Origin of the sequence: Streptomyces sp. NBC_01320 (assembly GCF_035974375.1) — a bacterium.
Taxonomy (GTDB): Bacteria; Actinomycetota; Actinomycetes; order Streptomycetales; family Streptomycetaceae; genus Streptomyces; species Streptomyces yanii.
Genome location: NZ_CP108390.1, coordinates 6530610 through 6551936, shown reverse-complemented (window position 1 = coordinate 6551936; position 21327 = coordinate 6530610). Strand labels below are relative to the sequence as shown.

At 71.3% G+C, this 21327-nt stretch carries 19 protein-coding genes, 1 tRNA gene and 1 pseudogene; 8 read left to right on the top strand and 13 right to left on the bottom strand.

The window, feature by feature from the left end:
- Positions 1 to 7 precede the first annotated feature (7 nt).
- The 4 genes from OG395_RS29790 (at position 8) to OG395_RS29775 (ending at position 5107) form a co-directional block, all read left to right on the top strand.
- The gene (locus OG395_RS29790) at positions 8 to 790 is read left to right on the top strand and encodes an ABC transporter ATP-binding protein (RefSeq protein ID WP_327245677.1); all 783 of its coding nucleotides are present in this window, start codon (positions 8 to 10) and stop codon (positions 788 to 790) included.
- Entirely contained in the window at positions 784 to 2916 is a 2133-nt protein-coding gene (locus OG395_RS29785) for an ABC transporter permease (RefSeq protein WP_327245676.1), read from the top strand. Before OG395_RS29790 ends, OG395_RS29785 begins: the two co-directional genes overlap by 7 nt.
- A gap of 53 nt (positions 2917 to 2969) precedes the next feature.
- A complete protein-coding gene (locus OG395_RS29780; protein WP_327245675.1) occupies positions 2970 to 3338 on the top strand; it encodes a hypothetical protein in 369 nt (122 codons plus the stop codon).
- Between the two features lie 74 nt (positions 3339 to 3412).
- Positions 3413 to 5107 carry a bifunctional 3'-5' exonuclease/DNA polymerase gene (locus OG395_RS29775; RefSeq protein ID WP_327245674.1) on the top strand — a complete coding sequence of 565 codons (1695 nt, stop codon included), beginning with the start codon at positions 3413 to 3415 and terminating at the stop codon, positions 5105 to 5107.
- Between the two features lie 6 nt (positions 5108 to 5113).
- On the opposite strand, the gene OG395_RS29770 is transcribed toward OG395_RS29775, so the two are convergent.
- Entirely contained in the window at positions 5114 to 5392 is a 279-nt protein-coding gene (locus OG395_RS29770) for a hypothetical protein (RefSeq protein WP_327245673.1), read from the bottom strand.
- A 138-nt stretch (positions 5393 to 5530) separates the two neighbouring features.
- Between OG395_RS29770 and OG395_RS29765 the strand changes: the two are divergent.
- Together OG395_RS29765 and OG395_RS29760 are read left to right on the top strand one after the other, a co-directional pair.
- Positions 5531 to 6079 (top strand): annotated as a pseudogene (locus tag OG395_RS29765) (DUF2804 domain-containing protein); the annotation flags it as partial.
- A 37-nt stretch (positions 6080 to 6116) separates the two neighbouring features.
- On the top strand, positions 6117 to 6797 hold the full coding sequence (locus OG395_RS29760) for a phosphotransferase (protein WP_327245672.1): 681 nt from the start codon (positions 6117 to 6119) through the stop codon (positions 6795 to 6797).
- On the opposite strand, the gene OG395_RS29755 is transcribed toward OG395_RS29760, so the two are convergent.
- From OG395_RS29755 to OG395_RS29740, 4 genes are all read right to left on the bottom strand, one after another.
- Positions 6778 to 7245, bottom strand: coding sequence for a hypothetical protein (locus OG395_RS29755; RefSeq protein WP_327245671.1), 468 nt, complete (start codon positions 7243 to 7245; stop codon positions 6778 to 6780). The two genes, OG395_RS29760 and OG395_RS29755, sit on opposite strands and share 20 nt — an antisense overlap.
- 88 nt (positions 7246 to 7333) lie before the next feature.
- Complete coding sequence (locus OG395_RS29750; RefSeq protein WP_376333690.1) at positions 7334 to 7765, bottom strand: GntR family transcriptional regulator; 432 nt, start codon at positions 7763 to 7765, stop codon at positions 7334 to 7336.
- Between the two features lie 168 nt (positions 7766 to 7933).
- Positions 7934 to 8920, bottom strand: coding sequence for an ABC transporter permease (locus OG395_RS29745; protein WP_327245669.1), 987 nt, complete (start codon positions 8918 to 8920; stop codon positions 7934 to 7936).
- On the bottom strand, positions 8917 to 9855 hold the full coding sequence (locus tag OG395_RS29740) for an ABC transporter ATP-binding protein (RefSeq protein WP_327245668.1): 939 nt from the start codon (positions 9853 to 9855) through the stop codon (positions 8917 to 8919). The genes OG395_RS29745 and OG395_RS29740 overlap by 4 nt, the downstream gene beginning before the upstream one ends.
- Before the next feature lie 1040 nt (positions 9856 to 10895).
- On the opposite strand from OG395_RS29740, the gene OG395_RS29735 reads away from it, so the two are divergent.
- Positions 10896 to 11132, top strand: a complete 237-nt coding sequence (locus tag OG395_RS29735) for a hypothetical protein (protein ID WP_327245667.1) — start codon at positions 10896 to 10898, stop codon at positions 11130 to 11132.
- Here OG395_RS29735 and OG395_RS29730 read toward each other — a convergent pair.
- The 4 genes from OG395_RS29730 to OG395_RS29715 all read right to left on the bottom strand — a co-directional run bounded on the left by OG395_RS29730 (position 11113) and on the right by OG395_RS29715 (position 14421).
- Positions 11113 to 11904 carry an ABC transporter permease gene (locus OG395_RS29730; RefSeq protein ID WP_327245666.1) on the bottom strand — a complete coding sequence of 264 codons (792 nt, stop codon included), beginning with the start codon at positions 11902 to 11904 and terminating at the stop codon, positions 11113 to 11115. The genes OG395_RS29735 and OG395_RS29730 overlap by 20 nt on opposite strands.
- Positions 11901 to 12887 carry an ATP-binding cassette domain-containing protein gene (locus tag OG395_RS29725; RefSeq protein ID WP_327245665.1) on the bottom strand — a complete coding sequence of 329 codons (987 nt, stop codon included), beginning with the start codon at positions 12885 to 12887 and terminating at the stop codon, positions 11901 to 11903. The genes OG395_RS29730 and OG395_RS29725 overlap by 4 nt, the downstream gene beginning before the upstream one ends.
- A gap of 75 nt (positions 12888 to 12962) precedes the next feature.
- Positions 12963 to 13805, bottom strand: coding sequence for a DUF4097 family beta strand repeat-containing protein (locus tag OG395_RS29720; protein WP_327245664.1), 843 nt, complete (start codon positions 13803 to 13805; stop codon positions 12963 to 12965).
- Between the two features lie 97 nt (positions 13806 to 13902).
- On the bottom strand, positions 13903 to 14421 hold the full coding sequence (locus tag OG395_RS29715; RefSeq protein WP_327245663.1) for a toxin-antitoxin system HicB family antitoxin: 519 nt from the start codon (positions 14419 to 14421) through the stop codon (positions 13903 to 13905).
- A 339-nt stretch (positions 14422 to 14760) separates the two neighbouring features.
- On the opposite strand from OG395_RS29715, the gene OG395_RS29710 reads away from it, so the two are divergent.
- Positions 14761 to 14970, top strand: coding sequence for a hypothetical protein (locus tag OG395_RS29710; RefSeq protein ID WP_327245662.1), 210 nt, complete (start codon positions 14761 to 14763; stop codon positions 14968 to 14970).
- Between the two features lie 68 nt (positions 14971 to 15038).
- Here OG395_RS29710 and OG395_RS29705 read toward each other — a convergent pair.
- The 4 genes from OG395_RS29705 to tmk form a co-directional block, all read right to left on the bottom strand.
- Positions 15039 to 15112, bottom strand: a tRNA-Thr gene (locus OG395_RS29705).
- Positions 15113 to 15238: 126 nt separating this feature from the next.
- Complete coding sequence (locus tag OG395_RS29700; protein WP_327245661.1) at positions 15239 to 16768, bottom strand: alpha/beta hydrolase; 1530 nt, start codon at positions 16766 to 16768, stop codon at positions 15239 to 15241.
- Positions 16769 to 16854: 86 nt separating this feature from the next.
- On the bottom strand, positions 16855 to 18060 hold the full coding sequence (locus OG395_RS29695; RefSeq protein WP_327245660.1) for a DNA polymerase III subunit delta': 1206 nt from the start codon (positions 18058 to 18060) through the stop codon (positions 16855 to 16857).
- Between the two features lie 118 nt (positions 18061 to 18178).
- A complete protein-coding gene (gene tmk / locus OG395_RS29690; protein WP_327245659.1) occupies positions 18179 to 21313 on the bottom strand; it encodes a dTMP kinase in 3135 nt (1044 codons plus the stop codon).
- Between the last annotated feature and the right edge of the window lie 14 nt (positions 21314 to 21327).

Below are 21327 nucleotides of genomic sequence, written 5' to 3'. Positions count from 1 at the left end.
CGAAGACATGACCTCCACTGCTGCCGCCGACGCGGTACGGCTCCGCTCCGTACGACGCTCGTACGGGAACCTCGACGCCCTCGGCGGCGTCGACCTCACCGTCCGCCCCGGCACCTTCACCGCCGTCATGGGGCCCTCCGGCTCCGGCAAGTCGACGCTCCTGCACTGCGCGGCCGGGCTCGACCGGCCGACGTCCGGCACCGTCGAGGTCGGGGGGACGGCGCTGACCGGGCTCAGCGAGCGCCGGCTGACACTGCTGCGCCGGGACCGGATCGGTTTCGTCTTCCAGTCGTTCAACCTGGTCCCCTCGCTGACCGCCGCCCAGAACGTGGCGCTGCCGCTGCGGCTCGCGGGCCGCCGGCCGTCCCGTACCGAGGTGCGCGCCTCACTCGCGCGGGTCGGACTCGCCGACCGGGCGGGCCACCGGCCCACCGAGCTCTCCGGCGGCCAGCAGCAACGGGTGGCACTGGCGCGGGCCCTGATCACCCGGCCCGCGGTGCTCTTCGGGGACGAACCGACCGGCGCACTGGACACCGCGACGGGCCAGGAGGTGCTGGTGATGCTGCGGGAACTGGTGGACCAGGAGGGACAGACGGTCGTGATGGTCACGCATGATCCGGTGGCCGCGGCGTGCGCGGACCGGGTGGTCTTCCTGGTCGACGGACACATCGCGGACGACCTGACCGGACTCTCCGTGGAACGGATCGCGGCCTGGACGACCGCAGCGCGCACGAGCGCGGCCCGTACGAACACTGCGATCAGGGACCGCGCGGAGGTGGCATCGTGCTGACCGTCGCCCTGGCCGCGCTGCGGACCCGCTGGACCACTCTCATCGGCACCTTCGTCGCACTCGCACTCGGCGTGGGGCTGGTCACGACCATGGGGCTGGGACTCGCCTCGACCTTCGGCGCCCCGGACCGGAAGCCGCAGCGATTCGCCGCGTCGCCGGTGGTGGTGAAGGGCATCGACACGCTGACCGTGCGGGTCCGGCGCGGACCGTCCACCGCTCATGTCACCAGGAGGCTCGCTCATCCACACCCTGTGGATATCAAATTGCTGCGCGACCTGGCGGCGCTCGGGCCGGTGGCCCGCGACGGACAGGACATCGGCGGCGGCCCGGACGCCGTGGGCGTGGACGCCCCCGTCGCCGAGGTCCGCCGCGTCGTGGGCGACCGGGCGGAGGTCCTCACCGGCGACGAACGCCGTCGCGCCGACCCGGTGACCGCGCGGGACGCCGAGGCCCTGTCGGCCGTGAACGCCCTGCTCGGCACGGCGGGCTCCGTCACCGCGTTCGTCTCGGTCTTCGTCGTCGCGTCGACGTTCGCCTTCGCGGTGGCACTGCGCCGACGGGAGTTCGGTCTGCTGCGCACGGCGGGCGCCACCCCCGGCCAGCTGCGGCGAATGCTGCTGGTGGAGGCGGCCGTGGTCGGCACCCTCGCCTCGGCGGCCGGATGCGCACTGGGCGACTGGGGCGCACCTCACCTCGCCCGGCTGCTGGTCGACGGCGAGATGGCACCCTCCTGGTTCACCATCCGCCCCACGGCCTGGCCGCTCCACGCGGCGTTCTGGACCGGCCTGACCATGGCACTGACCGGCGTCTGGGCGGCGTCGCGACGGGCAGGCAGGACCGGTCCGGCCGAGGCGCTGCGCGAGGCCGACATCGACACGGGCGTGCTGCCGCCCGTGCGTCGGCTGCTGGGCTTCGCGCTACTCGCGGGGGCCGGGTTCCTGATGACGAAGTCGCTGGTCACAGACCCGTCCGGGCTGTTGAAGCGGAAGACGTACATGACACAGCCGATGGTGCTGATCACCGGTGTCGCCCTGCTCGCGCCGCTGCTCGTACGCCCGTTGACCCGGCTGGTCCGGCTTCCCGGGGCGACCGGAATGCTCGTACGGGCCAATGCGGCGGCGTCCCTGCGTCGTACGGCCGCCGTGGCCGCTCCCGCACTGATCGCAGTGGTGCTGGCCGGCTCGGTGCCGGGTTCCGCGATGACGGTGGCGCGGGCGAAGGGCGCCGAGGCGCGCGAGCACACCCGGGCCGATCTGGTCGTGACGGGCGCGGACCTCGAGGTACGGCGGATCCCCGGGGCGATGCTGTCCGCGTCCGCGTCGACCGCGGTCTTCGTACGGGAGGAGGGCACCGCGCTCATCGAGGCGGAGGCTCGGGCCGTCGACGACGCGAAGACGCTCGCGGCCGTCGAGCGGCTGCCGGTGGTGGCGGGCGATGTCCGTGACCTCGACGACCGTTCGATCGTCGTGAACGAGGAATGGGAACAGCACACGGTGGGCGCGACGGTACGGGTATGGCTCGGCGACGGCCGCCCGGTGTCGCTGCGGATCGCGGCGGTGCTGGCCATCGGTACGGGGAACAACGGCGCGTATGTCACGGCGGCGAACGCGCCGACGGCTCCGGTGGACCGCATCGACGTACGCCTCACCCCCGGCGCGGACAGGACGGCGGTCGCCGCCGCACTGCACGGCACCGGTGGCACGGTGCGGTCGACGCAGCAGTGGCTGGCCGCCACGCATCCGCGCTCGAGCCCGCAGACGCGGCTCGGCCTGCTGGTGGTGCTGGGCATCGCCCTCGTCTACACGGCGATCGCGCTCGCCAACACGCTGCTGATGGCGGGATCCGTACGGTCCGCGGAGCTGGGCGCACTACGGCTGGTCGGGGCGACCCGCACGCGGGTCCTCGCGATCGTCGCCGGGGAGACGCTGCTCGCGGTGGCGCTGGGGGCTGCGCTCGGCATGGCCGTGACCGCGGTCGACCTGGCAGGACTGGGCGCCGCACTCGCCTCACTGTCCGCACCGGTGACGGTGTCGGTGGAGTGGCCGGTGGTGGGGGCCGCGGCCGGGGTGTGCGCGGTGGTGGCGGTCGCGGCGGCGATGCTCCCGCGGGCCGTACGGCGCCGGTGAACCGGAGCGCGGGTCGGCGCGGGCTGTGACTGCTGAACATCAGGACCATCGCGATGACCACGACGATCGGCACGATCACGGTGAGCGCCGGTCCGACCGGGTTGCGGTGGCCGTGCACGGCGGTCGGTGCCCCACCTGCTGGCACCTCACCTGCTGTGGACGGAGACGGGCCCGCAGTCGCGATCGGCATCCCTGCCATGGCGGTCATGGCTCCTGATCAACAGCGCTGCCGAAGCGCCCCGGCCCGCGAACCGCCACTGTATCCGGGCAAGTTCCCGGGCGAGTTCGCGGACAGCTCAGGGCAGAAGCACGGGATTCCCCCGTACGTGACCCGCCTCGCTCACCTCGTGGGCCCGGAAGACCTGCCCATCCAGCCGTACCGGATCCTGCAGTCGACCGGGTTGACCCCGGCGGCGCCGTGAACGAACCCGGCCGTCGGAACCGCCCTCCAGCCGGCCCCACCCCACTGTCAGTCCCACCTGCCAGACTCACGCACATGACCGAACGCTGGGCTCTGGCCACCACAGAGACCGGCGGCGCCCGCCTCACCCCGCTGACTGCCGACGGCCTCCCCGCCGCCCCGGTCCTGACCGAACCCGACCTCGTGGAGGCAGTCCGTTCCCGCCCGGACGTCATCCGCTGGGTCTGGCGGTCGACCGCCGAGATCTATCCCCGCCTGCTCGACGCGGGCGTACGGATCGACCGCTGCTACGACATCGAGGCAGCCGAGTCCCTCCTCCTCGCACACGAGGGCCGGCTCGGCGAACCCCGCTCCGCCGCGGCCGCCCACGCCCGCCTCCATAACGCCCCCGTACCCCCCGATCCCCCCTCCCGCGCCGCGGAGCCCGGCTCGCAGCCCTCCCTCTTCGAGCCGCAGTCCGGCACGGACATCCCCTTCGAGGCGCTTCTCCAGGTGTACGCGGGGCAGCTCCGCCGCCACGACGCCACCGCCCACCCCGGCCGCATGCGTCTGCTGACGGCCGCCGAGTCGGCCGGCATGCTGGTCGCCGCCGAGATGAACCGGGCCGGCCTGCCCTGGCGGGCCGACGTGCACCGGGATCTCCTGCACGACTTGCTGGGCGAGCGGTACGCCGGCGGCGGCGAACCCCGCCGACTGGCCGAGCTGGCCGAAGAGGTGTCCACGGCGTTCGGCCGTCGGGTCCGCCCGGACCTTCCCGCCGATGTGGTCAGGGCGTTCGCGCAGGCCGGGATCAAGGTGAAGTCGACCCGCCGCTGGGAGCTGCAGGAACTGGACCATCCGGCGGTGGAGCCACTGATCGAGTACAAGAAGCTGTACCGGATCTGGACGGCGCACGGTTGGAGCTGGCTCCAGGACTGGGTGCGGGACGGCAGGTTCCGCCCCGAGTACCAGCCGGGCGGCACCGTCAGCGGCCGCTGGACCACCAACGGCGGCGGGGCGCTGCAGATCCCCAAGGTGATACGGCAGGCGGTCGTCGCCGACGAGGGCTGGCGGCTGGTCGTCGCCGACGCCGACCAGATGGAGCCGAGGGTTCTGGCCGCGATCGCCCGCGACCCCGGCCTGATGGAGGTCGCGGGCCATGACGGCGACCTCTACACGGCGCTGTCGGACCGCGCCTTCCACGGCGACCGCGACCACGCCAAACTGGCGCTGCTGGGAGCGATCTACGGCCAGACCTCGGGCGACGGCCTGAAGAACCTCGCGGCGCTGCGACGACGCTTCCCGCTCGCCGTGGCGTATGTCGACGACGCGGCGAAGGCGGGCGAGGAGGGCCGTCTCGTACGGACCTGGCTGGGCCGGACCAGTCCGCCGGCGGCCGGGAGCGGCGACGACGACGAGGCCGGCATCCCGCAGGAGAGCGACGAGCAGCCGTCCGTGGAGGGCGAGTTCACGCCGGGCTACGCCTCGTCGAACGCCCGGGCGCGTGGCCGCTTCACCCGGAATTTCGTGGTGCAGGGCAGCGCCGCCGACTGGGCGCTGCTGTTCCTGGCCGCACTGCGCCGGTCCCTGGCCGCCGCCGGTCTCCGGGCCGAACTGGTCTTCTTCCAGCACGACGAGGTGGTGGTGCACTGCCCCGAGGAGGAGGCCGAGGCAGTCGTGAAGGCGATCCGGGCCGCCGGTGACCTGGCAGGGCGGACCGCCTTCGGCAGGACGCCGGTGCGCTTCCCTTTTACGACGGCGATCGTGGAACGCTACTCCGACGCCAAGTAGCAGAGCTCACCCGTCGGGGTGCTCGGCCTCCTCCGTCCCGGGCTCGCCCTTCCGCAAGGGTTGCGTGGGCCGCGTCGGCTGCGTGGGCTGCACTGTCTCCACGGGCGGAACGACGCGCCCTGTACCCGCACCCGGCCCTCCGAACCCGCCGAACCCGGCCAGCCCATGGTCGTAATGCACGGCCCGCAGATGCTGATGCCGGTGCCGGGCATTGAGCAGATGGATGACGTACGCCGTCAGCGCGATCATCGCCAGGACGACCGCCACGGTGATCAAGGTGTCCATGAGAGACGGCCCCCTTCGCGCGCGCAGGCCGAGACTTCTTCAGGCTACTCCGCGAGCCGTCCGCACAGGTCGCCGACCGAACGGGGAAAGCGCCCCGGACCAGGAACGTTTCCCTTCCGTCCCGGACCTGGGCGCTTCGTGCCCTGGAGCGAGCGCCGCTTCCAGTACACGTCCAAGCACACCGCACGCCCCGCCTCCGGCACGGTCCGGATCGGCACGCGGGTCCTGGAGTTCGGCGCCGACGGCGACGCCTGGGCCACCCTCGACCACGGCCGGGGCCGCTGGCCGCGCTCGGTCGACTGGAACTGGGGCGCCGCCTCGGGCCGTACGGACAGCCGGACCGTCGGCCTCCAGTTCGGCGGGCGCTGGACGCGGGGCACCGGTTCCACCGAGAACGCGCTCTGCGTGGACGGCCGGCTCAGCAAGATCGGCGACGAGCTGGAATGGCGCTGGACCCCCACGGACCACCTGGCCCCCTGGACGATCCGTACCCCCGGAAGCTCCCAGGTCGACCTGGCCTTCACCCCGTTCCACAACCGCTCCACCCGCACCGACGTCGGCCTGCTCGCCAACCGCACCGATCAGTGCTTCGGCCACTACAACGGCCGGATCAGGGACGACCGGGGCCAGGACATCGTCGTCGAGCAGCTCCTCGGCTGGGCGGAGGACGTCCATATGCGCTGGTGATCTCCCCGGCATCCCGCCACGGCAGTAGGTTCCCCTCATGCGAATAGGCCACTTGCTGGGCACGGGACGATCTGCCGATGTGTACGCGATGGACGAGGCGTGGGTCCTGCGCCGCTACCGCGACAGCAGTGACGCCAGACCGGAGTTGGCCGTGATGTCCTACCTCTCGGCCTTCGGCTACCCGGTCCCCCGCCTCGGCCCGAGCCCGGTCGCCGCCACACCCTCCGACCTCGTACTGCAGCGCCTGACCGGCCCGACCATGCTCGAGTCCCTGCTCTCCGGCGCACTCACCGGGGACGAGGGAGCCGCGATCATCGCCGGTCTCCTCACCGACCTGCACACGATCCCGGCCAGGCTCTCCCCGGATCCCGAGGACCGGATCCTCCACCTGGACCTGCACCCGGACAACGTGATGCTGACGCCCGACGGCCCGGTGGTGATCGACTGGCGGACCGCCGCGGAGGGGCCGCCCGCCCTGGACCGGGCCATGTCGTCGCTGATCCTGGCCCAGGTGGCGGTCGACCGCACCTCCCCGCTGGCAATGGGCGCCCGCTCCCTGCTCACCGCTCTGCTCCCCCACCTCGCCGACCAGGGCGGCATCCCGGAAGCCCAGCTGGCCCAGGCGGTCCGTCGCCGCGCGGCGGCCCCGAACCTGACGCAGGACGAACGGGAGTTCATCGACGAAGCGGCGGGCCTGATCAGCGAATGGGCCGGATGAGGATCAATTCGGCGACCGGTCGCTGAGGGGCGACGGCGGTCTCGATGTGCCGGACGACCCGGAGCAGATCCCGGCGGCCGAAGTACCCCATCCGGTCGTCCTGGAACGCCTCCGCAGACGTACCCCGCTCCAACTCCGCGGTACATGCGTCGAGTCGTACGCGCATGTCTTCCGTCCACTCACCATCGACGCCGAGACAGGCAGCCGCGCACCGGTCCACCTCGCGCGCCGGCTCACTGCTGAGCGCCCCGGACTTCCGAAGCCGCCCGCGCCAGTGAGCGATCGCGAACAGGGCGCCTTCGCGCGGAGCGCCGTACCAGTGGACGCAGTCGTCCGGATCGACCTGCCCGGCCGGCACGGTCCGCTCGCCCCGCCGCTTCGCCGCGGCCCGTTCGACGGCGTACGCCCGTAGCTCCGCCTGCCACACGGCCCGGCCGGCCTCCAGCACACCGAGCGCCCTCAGAGCCTGGCTTCGTCCCGGCGGAACGGACCGGCCTTGGCCTCCAGATGGGCCACCGTCGCCGGGAGCCCGCTCGCTATCGTGCACCAGGCCGTATGGGCTGCAGCAGGCCCTTCTCTTCCTGCAGCGGTCGCGCGAATGTCTCCTCGAAGACCGCGGTGATCAGACTGCGGACGTCCTCACCGCTCATCCCCTCCTCGTGCGCCTGGCGCATCCAGTCCGCGAGCCCGGCACGCAGCGGGGAGTCGGCGCCGGTCCGGGGCTCGGCCAGGGAGTGCGTGATGAACGTCCCCGCGCCCTGGCGGACCTCGACGAGACCGGCCCGTTCCAGTTCCCGGTACGCCTTCAGCGTGGTGTTCGGGTTCACTTTGGTGGCCGCGGCCACCTGTGCCGCGGTGGGCAAGCGGTCGCCGACGGCCAACACACCCATGCGCAAGGCCTGTTCGACCTGTCGGACGATCTGCAGGTAGGTGGGGACGCCGCAGCGGCGATCAATGCGGAACGCCATCACTTCGTTCACTTCGCCGCCCCCTTCCTGCCGTCCCAGTCCTTCCGCACCGCGGCCGACGGCGTCCTCCGCGTGCAGCGCCCTTCCAGCCTATGCCGCCGCCCGGTACGGACGACGGTCCGCGAACCGGTGCCGGGAGAAGGCCCGGCATGCCCTCTGCCTCGCGGTTCACAACGGACGCCGGCCCACCCGGACCACGATGAAGGCGATCAGCAGCACGCTGAGGCCTCCCAGGATTCCGGCCCCGGTCCACTGCATGACCGGCATCTGGTCGTAGCCGAAGTACTCGACCGTGGCGTTGACGATGCCCTTGTCGGCGAGGCACGCCTCGTACTTCTCCTCCTGGACACAGGTGCCGTAGCCGAAGAGCTCCCCGGAGGCGGTGCTGACCCAGTTGTCCACCTGGACCGCGTCCGAGAGCTTCGCCGGGAACTCGGCGCCGATCGGGTAGGAGATCCGGCGCGGGGCGGCCAGCTCGGGCCGGACGAACGACCAGACGACCTGCGTCACTACGGCGAAGAGGAACGTGCCGACCATGGCGGCCAGGACCCGGCGTGCGATCAGTCCGATCGCGATGCCGCCGACGGCGGTGAACAGGGTGAGCGCGGCGAGCATCGGCCCGGTGTTGTCGAACACCGTGCCCTGCATCCAGTCCCCCTCGCCGAACACACGGACCGCCCGCCACCACCACGTGAACAGGGAGCCGAGGACGATCGTGGGCAGCAGAACGAGAACCACACCGGTGCCCAGCTTGTAGCTCAACCACCGCTTGCGCGGCACGGACTGCGTGGTGGCCAGCTGCGCCGTGCCCTGCTCCTGGTCGGAGGCGATCAACGGGGCGCCGCAGAAGACCCCGAGGACCACGGGCAGCGCACTCAGAATGGGCACGGTCTTCTCAAGCTTCGAGTGGATCGCCAGGACCACGCCGCTGTCGACCTTGTCGGCAGGCCTGCCCGGCCAGCCGGCACCGCGCACGGCGTCCAGCGAGGCCGCACGCTGGTAGACGAGCCAGATGGCGCCCAGGACGGTGAACGCCGCCACCATCAGGAACATGACGCGATGCTGACGGAACATCAGCCAGGCCAGTCCGCGTATCCGCAGCGGGCTCCTCCTGCTGCCGGTGGTACCGGCCGGGGTGTGGGTGAGAGTGCTCATGCCGCACGCTCCGCTCGCCGGTCGGACTGGGCGGTGGGGGTGAGCAACGGCGGCGCTTCGGGCGAACGGAGATAGGCGAGCAAGATCTCTTCCAGACTGGGTTTCATCGACCGCCAGTCGCCGTGCACGGGACCCTCGGTCCGTATCAGGGCGTTGAACTGGCGGCCTGTCGTACGGGTCTCGACCACGGTGTGGAGCGCCAGCCCGGCGGGAAGCTCCCCGGACTCCCCCACCGCTCCGGTTACCAGCTTGTGGCGCGCCATCAGCTCGTCCGTCTCACCGGCCATCCGGATCCGCCCGCCGGAGACGACCAGCAGGTAGTCGCACATGTCCTCCACTTCGGTGAGCATGTGGGACGACATCAGTACGCTCGTGCCGCGCTCGGCGGCCTCGGCCATCAGCAACGCGCTCATCTCGTCGCGGGCGAGCGGATCGAGATCGGCCATCGGCTCGTCCAGCAGCAGCAGGTCGGGCCGCTTGCCGAAGGCGAGCGCGAACGCCACCCGGGTGCGCTGCCCCCCGGACAGGGTGCCGATCCGGGCATGCAACGGAACATCGCCGGCCCGCACGATCCGCTCGGCCGCTGCCTGGTCCCAGCGCGGGTTGAGTTCCTGCCCCGTCCTGAGCGTCTCGGTGACGGTGAAGCGCTTGAACAACGCCTTCTCCTGGCCGAGGAAGGCGTATCGCGGCATGACGCCGGGAGAGTCCACCGGAACCCCGAACATGCGCAGTTCGCCCGTCGTGCCCTCCACCAGCCGGGTCGCGATGCCCAACAGGGTGCTCTTTCCCGCCCCGTTGGGCCCCACCAGTCCACAGATCCGCCCGGCGGGCAGCCTGAACGAACAGTCCTGAAGCGCCCATCCGCGCCGGTACTTCTTCCCCAGCCCTTGCGCCTCAAGGGCCCACGGGCTGCCGGCGGTGTCCGGAGTGATCATGTCGGGCGCACCCTCCCTCAGATTCAACTAGTCAACTAGTGGAATCATGGTCTTGGCTGCTCGTGACTGTCAAACGCCGCCGAACCGGACCCCGCACCCGACTCCGCATGCGCCCGCGCCCACCCACGTCTCGGCCCCGGCCCCCGAGACGGGTGCCGATCTCGTCCGGGCAAGGAAGAACCCCAGGTCACGGTGAGTGAGTCCTGGGGTTTCCCTAAGAGCTTGGAATTCGAGCCCGAGACCCTCCGCATGACGAGTTCGTCGGCGATCAGTCGCCAGTACCCCTGAGAAGTACGCCGGTCCGTCTTAGAAGTACGCCCAGTCCGTCGCCTCCGGATCGGAGACGTGCAAGAGGTTCTCCAGCAGCCGGTTCAGGACGTCACGCGGCGTTTCATCGGCTCGCACAGACCCGGAGCGCACATACGGTGGCTCCCGGTGCCCCATATCGACCCGCAATCGTCAGTCGTCGCTGACGACTCCGATGGTCGATACGTTGCTCTGCCGGGAGCCTAGCCAGTTGCCGAGATGGGTGTCACTCGGGTCGATGGGACGTCTCCATCGGCGGTGTGGCTCTCACCGGTTGTCTGGTGTATTTGTTAGCTTCCTCCTTATTTGTCCATAGTCAAGAGAAGAAGCGAAAAAGATTCACCACGGATGGCGCGGCCCGGACGCTGCATGGCGGGTGGTGGCCTGGAGGGCTCGCTGAACCGATGACGGACAGGGCGGCACCGCCGTCAGGGAACGGACCCGGGACCTACACCAGCCAGTAGCCCGAAGGAAAAGCCCCAGGTCACGACGAGTGAGTCCTGGGGTCTCTCTGAGCCTCCGGGATTCGAGCCCGATACCTATGCAGGGCGAGGGCCGCCGGGTACGTGCCGGACGGTGTCGCCCCGTGCCTCCTGGTCCTGATTTCGCCGATCAGCGCCGCGCGGCAGGTTGCACCGTCCGGCTCGCGGCAGTCTGTGCCGCGGCGTCCGTTCACGCATCGCCCACGCATCGCCCACGCAGAAGGGGCCACACGTCGCAGCAGGTGGAGATGGATGTCGTCGGCGGGATCGGTGCGGGTGCGGGGAGCCGGCGCAGGCGTCCAAGCCCGGTGGGCGGCCTCCGGCGCTGCCTTTGCGCTTGCGGTTGGCGAGTTCCAGCCGACGATGTCGGCGGCGCGGGCCCGGCAGGCGGCGGAGAACGCCGACGGGGCGGCGTACGCCGACGCGGTGTCGGAGTACGCCGCCCTGAAGCGGGACGAGCTGCCGGCCCCTACTTCGGGTCGCGATTGAACAGCGACTTGGACCAGACGTAGCCGAGCACGGCCAGCCCCACGCACCAGGCCACGGCCAGCCACCCGTTGTGGCCGATCTCGCTGCCGAGCAGCAGCCCCCGCAGCGTCTCGATGGCCGGGGTGAACGGCTGGTACTGGGCGATCGGCTGGAACCAGCCCGGCATCGCGTCGACCGGCACGAACGCGCTGGAGATGAGCGGCAGGAAGATCAGCGGCAGGGCGTTGTTGCTGGCGGCCTCGGCGTTCGGGCTGGACAGGCCCATACCGACCGCGATCCAGGTGAGCGCCAGGGCGAACAGCGTGAGCAGCCCGAACGCCGCGATCCACTCCAGGACGGTGGCATTCGTGGCCCGGAACCCGATCGCCACGGCGACGGCTCCGACGAGGACCACGCTCATCACGCACTGCAGCACGCTGCCGACGACGTGCCCGATGAGCACCGACTCGCGGTGGATCGCCATCGTGCGGAAGCGGGCGATGATGCCCTCGGTCATATCCGTGGCGACGGACACCGCGCTGCCGATCGTGGTGCCGCCGATGGTCATCAACAGGATGCCCGGGACGAGGTACGCGATGTACTCGGACCGGTCGGCACCGCCGTCCCCGATACCGGCGCTCATCACATCGCCGAAGATGTAGACGAAGAGCAGCAGCATCATGACCGGGGTGAGCAGCAGGTTCAGCGTCAGGGACGGGTAGCGTCGCGCGTGCAGGAGGTTGCGGCGCAGCATCGTGGACGAATCGCGCATCGCGAGGGAGAGGGAGCTCATCGGACATCCTCCTTGGGCTGGTTGGGGACGTTGGTTCCGCCGGTCAGGGCGAAGAAGACGTCGTCGAGGTCGGGGGTGTGCACGGTCAGTTCGTCGGCCTCGATGCCGGCGGAGTCCAGCCAGTCGAGGATGGAGCGCAGCTCGCGCTGGCTGCCGTCGCTGGGGATCTGCAGCGCCAGCGCCTCGTCGTCGCGGGTGACGTCGCGCAGCGCGACGGCGGCGCTCCGGTACGCGGCCGGGTCGGAGAACCGCAGCCGCACGTGCCCGCCCGGGATGAGCCGCTTCAGCTCGTCGGCGGTGCCCTCGGCGGCGATCTTGCCGTCGTTGAGGACGGCGATGCGGTCGGCGAGTTCGTCGGCCTCGTCCAGGTACTGGGTGGTGAGGAAGACGGTGACGCCGCCCGTGACGAGCTCGCGGATGATCTGCCACATGTTGTGGCGGGAGCGCGGGTCGAGGCCGGTGGTCGGCTCGTCGAGGAAGATGATCCGCGGGTTGCCGACCAGGGTCATGGCGATGTCGAGGCGGCGCTTCATGCCGCCGGAGTAGCTCTGGGCGGGCTTCTTGGCGGCCTCGGTGAGGTCGAACCGCTCCAGCAGCTCGGCGGTGACACGTCGTCCCTCGCGCTTGGAGAGGTGGTGCAGGTCCGCCATGAGAAGCATGTTCTCCTCGCCGGTGATCAGGCCGTCGACGGCGGAGAACTGTCCGGTGACGCCGATCGCGGCACGCACCCCGTCCGGTGACGTGGCGATGTCGTGGCCCGCGACCTGGGCCTGCCCGCCGTCGGCGGTGATGAGCGTGGACAGGATCTTCACGGCGGTGGTTTTGCCGGCGCCGTTGGGTCCGAGCAGCGCGAACACGGACCCGGCCGGGATGTGCAGATCGATGCCGTCGAGGACGGCCTTGTCGCCGTACGACTTGCGCAGACCGACGGCGAAGACGGCGGCCGGCGACGGGTGACCGTCCGCCCGCCTGGACGTGGGCATGACAGGTGAAGGCATGGGGCCCTCCGCTTGAAGGCTGACGTGGGCTGGGGATGGGGCCGGTTGAGGATGTGGCGCTCAGGCCTTGGCGCGGCGGATGTCGATGTTGCCGTGCCGGGTGCGGGCACGGACCTTGACGGTGCCCTCCGTCTTCTCGGGGGTCTCGGACGCGGTGAGCGTGTTGCGCACCTGGCCGGAGCCCGAGCTGACGTCGAGCCAGGCGGCCGTGCCCTCGCGGACGCCGACCTCGATGGCGCCGTAGGAGGTCTCCAACTGGACGGTGCCACCGGCAACTTCGCCCACACGCAGGGTGCCGTGGGCGGTGGTGGCGGTGACCGAGTCCTCGGCGCGCCGGATCTCGATGTCGCCGTTGGCGCCGCTCACCCGCAGCTCGCCGGTCGCGGCGCCGACGGTCGTGGTGCCGTGCGAGTTCTTCAGGACGGCGGGGCCGTCGACGAGGCCGACGCGCAGGCTGCCGGAGCTGGTGGTGATCTCGGCCATGCCCTCGATCCGGTCCACGGTGATCGAGCCGTGCGACGCGATCAGCTTCAGCGGGCCGGTCGCATCGAGGCGGACGTCGCCGGACGAGGTCTTCACGCGGACCTCGCCGAGCCGGCCCTCGCTGAGCACCTGGGCCCAGGCGCCGGTCATGTCGATGCGCGAGCCTGTGGGCAGTTCGACTGTCACGTCGACGGTGCCGGTGCGGCCGAACAGATTGGACTTGGGCGTCCTGACGGTCAGTACGCCGCTCGCGTACGTGACCTCGGTCTGGTCGGCCGCCCGTACGTCCTGGTCCCGCTTCGGGTCGCGGGGTTGCACCTCGACGACGGTGTCGAGGCGGTCGCCCGCGGTGAACTGGATGGAACCGGCCTCCACGTGAGCCGTGGCCGAGATCGGTTCGGGAGTGTCGAAAGAAGGCATGGCTGTCCCGTCCTCTTGGGTCTTCGGGTCGTCCCCGCTGGTGGGACGTGGTGTGGGTGAAGTGGTGTGGGTGAAGTGGTGCGGGCAGGGGGCGCGGTCAGCGCACCCAGCCCGTGAAGCTCTGTCCGACGGTCCGGGTCTTCTCCGTCGTACGCGGCCGGGTGCCGCCGTCGACCGCGGCCGACACGGCGCGCACCAGCCACGCGTTGACCGACAGGCCCTCGCGGGTCGCGGCCTCCTCGGCGCGGGCCTTGAGGTGGGCCGGCAGACGCAGGTTGACGCGGGCGGTGCCGCCCTCGTCGCCGTCGGCCGGGGCCGGGGTCTTGAACGGTTCGACGGGTGCGGCCGGCTCCGTGGGGACGCCGCCGTCGGTGGGCGGCGGTGTCACCACGAAGTCGGGGTCGAGCCCGCGCAGCCGTACGTCGACCGAGCCGGGGGCGAGTTCGCGGGTGATCTCGTCCATCGCGGCGGAGAGCACGTTGAGCATGGTCAGCCGGGTCGCCGACTCCAGGGGGGCGGTGAGCCTCTCGGCCAGCTCGCGGGCTTCGTCGCCTCCGGCTTCGGCGGCCACCGCGAGTTCGCGGCGGAGGGTGTCGACATACGGGGTGAGGTCCATGACGCCATCATGGCACCACAATGGCGCCATGCGCAAGCCGCGAGGCGGCATCTCCGGGTCGACCACCCGGCACAATCACTCTGACCTGCGAAAACATACTGGCGCCTACCTGGGCGATTGTGGCGCCATGCGCACTGATGTGCTTTTGGGAGCATGGAATGGCACCGGGCGGCACCGGGCGGCACCGGATGGCGCCAAGCGGTGCCACCCGGAATCATGGGATGCCATGCGATGCCGCAAGAAGGTGACCTGCCCCCGCCACGCGGTCCGCCGCTGGGCCGAACCCACCCGAGGCCGCACGGTCGGGGCCACCCCGCCCGGTCAGGACTGTGTGAGGTCGTGATCAAACGCGCCGACCCGGATCCGCACAAGGCCGCCCAGAAGGCCGCTGCCGCCGAACCCGGACTACGGGACCAACTCACCGCCGAAGCCGTCCGCCTCGCGCAACAGGCCGGCGAACTCGCCGTCCCCGTCAGGCCTCACCTGGTCGCGGACGACGTCACCCCCACCACAACTCAGATCACCGACCGCCGCGCGACCCGCACCTGACACCGACGCCGCGTCCGACAAAAGCAAAAGCCCCAGGTCACGGCGAGTGAGTCCTGAGGCTTCTACAGAGCCGCCTTCGGGATTCGAACCCGAGACCTACGCATTACGAGTGCGTTGCTCTGGCCAACTGAGCTAAGGCGGCACGCCCTGTCGCACTATGGTGCGAGCAGCAGCGTCGCTAAGTTTACACAGTTTCGGAGGGTGCTCCGCACCACCCGCCTCCGGAGCCGAATGCGCAGGTCAGGTGGGTGGAGGGAGCCGTGGCGGGTCAGGAGCACTTCTTACCCTCGGCCGGCGGGGTGCCGTCCAGGAGGTACGTGTTGATCGCCGTGTCGATGCACTGGCTGCCGCGGCCGTACGCGGTGTGACCGTCGCCCTCGTACGTGAGGAGCCTGCCCGAGGAGAGCTGGGCGGCGAGGGACTGGGCCCACTTGTACGGGGTCGCCGGGTCACGGGTGGTGCCGACCACGACGATCGGGGACGCGCCCTTCGCCGTGATGCGGTGCGCGGTGCCGGTGGGCGCAACAGGCCAGTGGGCGCAGTTCAGGGCAGCCCAGGCGAAGGCCTTGCCGAAGACCGGGGAGGCCTTCTCGAAGCTGGGCAGGGCCTGCTCGACGGCGTCCGGGCCGGTGAAGGCCGGGGGCACGTCCAGGCAGTTCACCGCGGCGTTGGCGAACATCAGGTTCGCGTACGTGCCGTTCGGCTTGCGCTCGTAGTAGCTGTCGGACAGGGCGAGCAGACCGGACCCGTCGCCCGCCCGGGCGCCGACGAGGGCGCTGCGGAGCTGGGGCCAGGTCCCCTCGTCGTACATGGCGGCGATGACACCGGTGGTGGCGAGGGACTCGCCGAGCTTGCGGGAATCGCCGGCGGGGATGGGCTTGGCGTCGAGGTCGGTGAAGAGCTGCTTCAGACGGGTCGCGGCGTCGGCGGTGGAGGTGGTACCGAGCGGGCAGTCCGACTTCTTCACGCAGTCCGCGGCGAAGGCCTGGAACGCGGTCTCGAAGCCCGCCGTCTGGTCGCGGTTCATCTCCAGCGACGAAAGCGAAGGGTCCATCGCACCGTCGAGGACGAGACGGCCGGTCCGGCCGGGAAAGAGTTCGGCGTACGTCGCACCGAGGAAGGTGCCGTACGACGCCCCGAGGTACGTCAGCTTCTCGTCGCCGAGCAGGGCCCTCAGAATGTCCATGTCGCGGGCCGTCTCGACGGTGGAGACATGCGGGAGGATCGTGCCGGAGCGCTGCTCACAGCCGTCTGCGAACTTCTCGAAGGCCGTACCCAGCTCCGAGACCTCGGCACTGTCGTCGGGGGTCTGGTCGACCTGGGTGTATGCGTCCATCTGCGGTCCGGTGAGGCATTCGACGGGCTCGCTGCGGGCGACGCCGCGCGGGTCGATGGCGACCATGTCGTAGCGGGCGCGGACCGGGGCCGGGTAGCCGAGGGCCGCATAGTTCTGGAGGTAGCCGATGGCCGAGCCGCCGGGGCCGCCCGGATTCACCAGCAAGGAGCCGATCCGCTTGCCCGGACCGGTGGCCTTCTTCCGGGAGACGGCCAGCTTGATGTCGCCGCCGTCCGGCTTCCGGTAGTCGCGGGGCGCCTTCATCGTGGCGCACTGGAAACCGGAGACGCCGCAGTCCCGCCAGTTCAGATGCTGTGCGTAGTACGGCTGGAGCGCCGCTGGTGCGGCGGGCGTCGAGCCCGACGCGCTCGTCGTCGAACTGCCTTTGCTGCAGCCGGAGATGAGGAGGCCGGTCGTGCCGAGCGCGGTGGCGAAGGTTCGGAGCAGACGCCTGGTATCCATGCCCGGAGCGTAGCCCTCAAGGGGCGACCGGCCCGTTTCGTTACCCATTCGGATGAATCGGCGGTGCGCAACAAGGTGTGGACGGATCAGCCGGCGCGCAGAGCCATCGTCATCGCCTCCACCGCGAGCAGCGGCGCCACATTGCGGTCCAGCGCCCGGCGGCAGGCGATCACCGCCTCTATCCGGCGCAGGGTGCGCTCGGGCGTCGATGACCCGGCGATGCGGTCGAGCGCGTCCCGTACATCGAGATTGGCGAGGGCGATCTGCGTGCCCAGCTGCAGCGCCAGTACGTCGCGGTAGAAGCCGGTCAGATCGGTGAGGGCAAGGTCGAGGCTGTCGCGCTGGGTACGGGTCTTGCGGCGCTTCTGCTTGTCCTCCAGCTCTTTCATCACCCCGGCCGTGCCGCGCGGCATCCGGCCTCCGGCAGCCGCGCCGAGCGCGGCCTTCATGTCCTCCGTCTCCTTGACGTCCACCTCCTCGGAAACCTGCTTCGCGTCCTCCGTGGCGGTGTCGATCAGCTCCTGGGCGGCCTTGAGACAACCACCGATGTCCTCCACCCGGAGCGGAAGCTTGAGCACGGCCGCGCGGCGCGCACGGGCCTTCTCGTCGGTGGCCAGGCGGCGGGCCCGGCCGATGTGCCCCTGAGTGGCACAAGCAGCTGCCGCGGCCCGCTCCGGTTCGATTCCGTCACGCCGGATCAGTACGTCGGCAACGGCGTCGACGGGGGGCGTGCGCAGGGTGAGGTGACGGCAGCGGGACCGGATGGTGGGCAGCACATCTTCGAGCGAGGGCGCGCAGAGCAGCCACACCGTACGGGGCGCGGGCTCCTCGACCGCCTTCAGGAGCACGTTTCCCGCGCCCTCGGTGAGACGGTCGGCGTCCTCCAGGATGATCACCTGCCAGCGGCCCACGGCCGGGGACAGCTGGGCGCGGCGGACCAGCTCACGGGTCTCCTTCACACCGATGGAGAGCAGGTCCGTACGGACCACCTCGACGTCGGCATGCGTCCCGATGAGGCTGGTGTGGCAGCCGTCGCAGAAACCGCACCCCGGGGCGCCGCCCAGCGCGCGGTCCGGGCTGGTGCACTGAAGGGCGGCGGCGAAGGCGCGGGCAGCGGTGGACCGCCCGGAACCCGGCGGTCCGGTGAACAGCCAGGCGTGGGTCATCTTCGACCCCAAAGGCACCTGATCCCCCGCGGAAATGGCGGTGACCAGCGCATCGGCGTCCCGAGCGGCCGCGCCGAGCTGCTCCTGCACCCGGCCCTGGCCGACCAGGTCGTCCCATACGGTCATCGGTCACCGCCCTTCCGGTGGTGGTCTACGGCTCCGGCTTCCCATTGTGGGGGAAGGGTCTGACATTCCCGGCGATCCGGTCCGCCCCATCAACCCGGGCAACCCGCCGCAGCCGCTCTCAGCGGCGCGGGCGACGGCCCCGTCCGGAGGTGCCACGGCCCTCGTCGTCCCGGTCGTGGTCGCCGAGCAGCTCGTCGGCCAGGGTCGGCAGATCGTCCAGCGGAGTCTCCTCGGCCCACTCCGGGCGACGGCGGCGGCCCCGGCCCGGACGCCGCTCCTCGGCTGCCTCCGGGACGGCGTGCGGATCGCTGATCTGCGGCAGCTCCCGGGTGCGCTCGTTCTCGCCCTCCGGTACGGCGTCCGCCGGGCGCTCGTCGCGGAAAATACCCCGCGGAACGCGGTCCGCCGGCTGCTCGTCGCCTACGTCCCGTACCGGTGGGAGTACCGCGGTCTCGTCCGCGGAGCCCGTGGCGTCCCGTACCGCAGGCCGCTCGGACGGATCGGTGATCCTCGGGATCATCGCCGTCTCGGCCTGGTCCGAAGGCGTGTCGACCGGTGACGGCACCGGCTGCGTCACCTCGTTCGGGCTGACGACCGGCGTCGGCACCGTCAGCTCGTTGTCCGGGACGGAAGCGGACGCCGCCGCCTCCGCGCGGGCGGCCTCTGCCGCCGCGGCCGCCTCGGCCTCAGCCTGCCGCCGGGCAGCCTCGGCCCGCAGCAGCGCCTCCTCCGCCTTGCGCTGCTTCTCCAGCCGCCGCGCCTCGGCCTCCTTGCGCAGCCGGGCCTCCTCCTGGGCCTGCCTGCGCAGCCGCTCCTGCTCGGCCTCGCGCGCCTGCTCCTCGGCCTCGCGCCGGACCCGCTCCTCCTCGGCGACCCGACGGGCCTCCTCGGCCCGCAGACGGGCCTCCTCCGCCTGCCGCTCGGCCTCGCGCTGCCGCGCCTCCTCCAGCTCGCGGCGCTTGCGCTCCTCCTCCTCGGCGCGGAGCTTGGCGAGCTGCTCCTGACGCTCGCGCTCCAGCCGCTCCTCCTCCGCCTTGCGCGCCGCCTCTTCCTCGGCCTTGCGCCTGGCCTCTTCCTCGGCCGCCTTGCGCGCCTCCTCCTGGGCCTTGATCTCGGCCTCGGAGAGCGGCAGGAGCTGGTCGAGCCGGTGGCGCACAACGGTGGTGATCGATTCCGGTTCCTGGCCGGCGTCCACAACCAGGTAGCGGGTCGGGTCTGCGGCGGCCAGCGTGAGGAAACCGGACCGTACCCGGGCGTGGAACTCGGGCGGCTCGGACTCCAGCCGGTCGGGCGCCTCGGTGAACCGTTCCCGCGCGGTCTCCGGGTCGACGTCGAGCAGCACCGTCAGATGCGGTACGAGTCCGCTCGTCGCCCACCGCGAGATCCGGGCGATCTCGGTCGGGGAGAGGTCGCGGCCCGCGCCCTGGTAGGCGACGGACGAGTCGATGTAGCGGTCGGAGATGACGATCGCGCCGCGCTCCAGCGCCGGACGGACCACCGAGTCGATGTGCTCGGCGCGGTCGGCTGCGTAGAGCAGTGCCTCGGCCCGGTTCGAGAGCCCGGCCGACGACACGTCGAGCAGGATCGAGCGCAGCCGCTTGCCGACCGGCGTGGCGCCGGGCTCGCGGGTGACGACGACCTCGTGGCCCTTGGCCCGGATCCACTCGGCGAGCGCCTCGACCTGGGTGGACTTGCCGGCCCCGTCGCCGCCCTCCAGGGCGAGGAAGAAACCGGTGGCGGCGGGGGCGACAGCCGGTTCGCCGCCGCGCAGGGCCTCGCGCAGATCACGGCGCAGCGGCACTCCGGAACGGTCGTCCGTCTTCGCGAGGACGATCGCAGCGACCGGCAGCAGCAGGGCGCCGATGAGCATGAGGGCGAACGCGGCGCCGCCGTGCGCGAAGACGAAGTCGCCGACCGTCAGCCGGTGGGTGCCGATCGCTGCGGCCAGCAGCGGTCCCGCGACCGCGCCGAGCGCGACCAGGACCCGGGCGGCTGCCTGGAGGTGCTCGGTCGTCCTGGCCCGGCGGGACTCCTCGGTCTCCTGGTCGACGAGCGTGTGGCCGGTGTTGGCCGCGACACCCGCCGCGTAACCGGCGAGGACCGCGAGGAACACCACGGTCGCCGTGTCCGGCACCAGACCCATCGCGAGGAGCGCGACCCCGGTGACGGCGGTGGCGAAGACGAGCAGCCGGCGCCGCGACAGGGTGGGCAGCACCTTCTCCGCGGTACGGATACCGGCGGCTGTGGCGCCCGTCAGGGTGAGGATCAGCAGGGCGAACGTGGCCGGTCCGCCACCGAGGTCGTAGGCGTGCAGTGCGGCGACGGCTGCTGCGGCGGCGATCGCTCCGGCGACGGCCGCGCACGCGCCGACGATCAGCGGGACGGCGCCGGTGCGGCCCTTGTCCGGGCCGTTGCCGGTGGACGGCCGTCGCAGACCCTCCAGGGGCGAGCGCGGGCGGGGCGTCGGAGAACCGGGGAGTTCGAGGAAGTAGAGGGTCGAGATCGAGGCGGAGAACAGTCCGGCCGCGACGTACGAGCCGAGAGCCGCCTGGTGGAAGGAGAACCACTCAAGACCCGAGCCCAGCAGATTGCCGATCAGCGTGGCGATCAGCAGAACGGCCGCGGCGGCGGGGACGGCGGCGAAGTCCGTACGGAGGGAGAGCCTGCGCAGGGCGTCGAGGTGGTCCGGCAGCGGGCGTACCGCGGCGCCCTCGGGGGGCGGCGGGGAGGGCAGCAGCGCGGGCGCGGCGCTCTCCTTCGCGACCGTCCACAGCCGTTCGCCGGCGCCGGTGACGAAGACGGTGATGAGGATCATCATGAGCGCCCTGTCGGGCATCCAGTCGATCCACAGCGGCGCGACGACGAGCAGCGCGAGCCGCAGGCCGTCCGCCCCGATCATCAGCCACCGCCGGTCCAGCGGTCCACCGGGCGCGGTGAGCGTCGTCAGCGGCCCAAGGAGTACGGCTCCGAAGAGGAGCGTGGCAAGGATTCGGGCACCGAACACGGCGGCGACGGCAAAGGCCGCCCCGCGGTATCCGGATCCGAATGAGCCCTCGAGGACCGCCGCTTGCAGCGACAGCAGCACCATCACGAGAAGGGCGAGTGCATCGCCGATACCGCCGACGAGCTGCGCGCTCCACAACCGCTTCAGCGGGGGAACACGCAACAGGGCTCGTACGGCGCGCTCGCGTGAGTCTGCGGCAAGTGTGTCGGAGGTGGGGCTCACGACCGTTGGCTGCTCGGCTCGCGTCATCCGCCCAGCCTATC

Coding starts and splice junctions, on each gene's coding strand:
- OG395_RS29790 (WP_327245677.1), top strand. CDS start 8: ATGACCTCCACTGCTGCCGCCGACGCGGTACGGCTCCGCTCCGTACGA.
- OG395_RS29780 (WP_327245675.1), top strand. CDS start 2,970: ATGACCACGACGATCGGCACGATCACGGTGAGCGCCGGTCCGACCGGG.
- OG395_RS29775 (WP_327245674.1), top strand. CDS start 3,413: ATGACCGAACGCTGGGCTCTGGCCACCACAGAGACCGGCGGCGCCCGC.
- OG395_RS29770 (WP_327245673.1), bottom strand. CDS start 5,392: ATGGACACCTTGATCACCGTGGCGGTCGTCCTGGCGATGATCGCGCTG.
- OG395_RS29760 (WP_327245672.1), top strand. CDS start 6,117: ATGCGAATAGGCCACTTGCTGGGCACGGGACGATCTGCCGATGTGTAC.
- OG395_RS29750 (WP_376333690.1), bottom strand. CDS start 7,765: ATGGCGTTCCGCATTGATCGCCGCTGCGGCGTCCCCACCTACCTGCAG.
- OG395_RS29745 (WP_327245669.1), bottom strand. CDS start 8,920: ATGAGCACTCTCACCCACACCCCGGCCGGTACCACCGGCAGCAGGAGG.
- OG395_RS29740 (WP_327245668.1), bottom strand. CDS start 9,855: ATGATCACTCCGGACACCGCCGGCAGCCCGTGGGCCCTTGAGGCGCAA.
- OG395_RS29735 (WP_327245667.1), top strand. CDS start 10,896: ATGTCGTCGGCGGGATCGGTGCGGGTGCGGGGAGCCGGCGCAGGCGTC.
- OG395_RS29730 (WP_327245666.1), bottom strand. CDS start 11,904: ATGAGCTCCCTCTCCCTCGCGATGCGCGATTCGTCCACGATGCTGCGC.
- OG395_RS29725 (WP_327245665.1), bottom strand. CDS start 12,887: ATGCCCACGTCCAGGCGGGCGGACGGTCACCCGTCGCCGGCCGCCGTC.
- OG395_RS29720 (WP_327245664.1), bottom strand. CDS start 13,805: ATGCCTTCTTTCGACACTCCCGAACCGATCTCGGCCACGGCTCACGTG.
- OG395_RS29715 (WP_327245663.1), bottom strand. CDS start 14,421: ATGGACCTCACCCCGTATGTCGACACCCTCCGCCGCGAACTCGCGGTG.
- OG395_RS29700 (WP_327245661.1), bottom strand. CDS start 16,768: ATGGATACCAGGCGTCTGCTCCGAACCTTCGCCACCGCGCTCGGCACG.
- OG395_RS29695 (WP_327245660.1), bottom strand. CDS start 18,060: ATGACCGTATGGGACGACCTGGTCGGCCAGGGCCGGGTGCAGGAGCAG.
- tmk (WP_327245659.1), bottom strand. CDS start 21,313: ATGACGCGAGCCGAGCAGCCAACGGTCGTGAGCCCCACCTCCGACACA.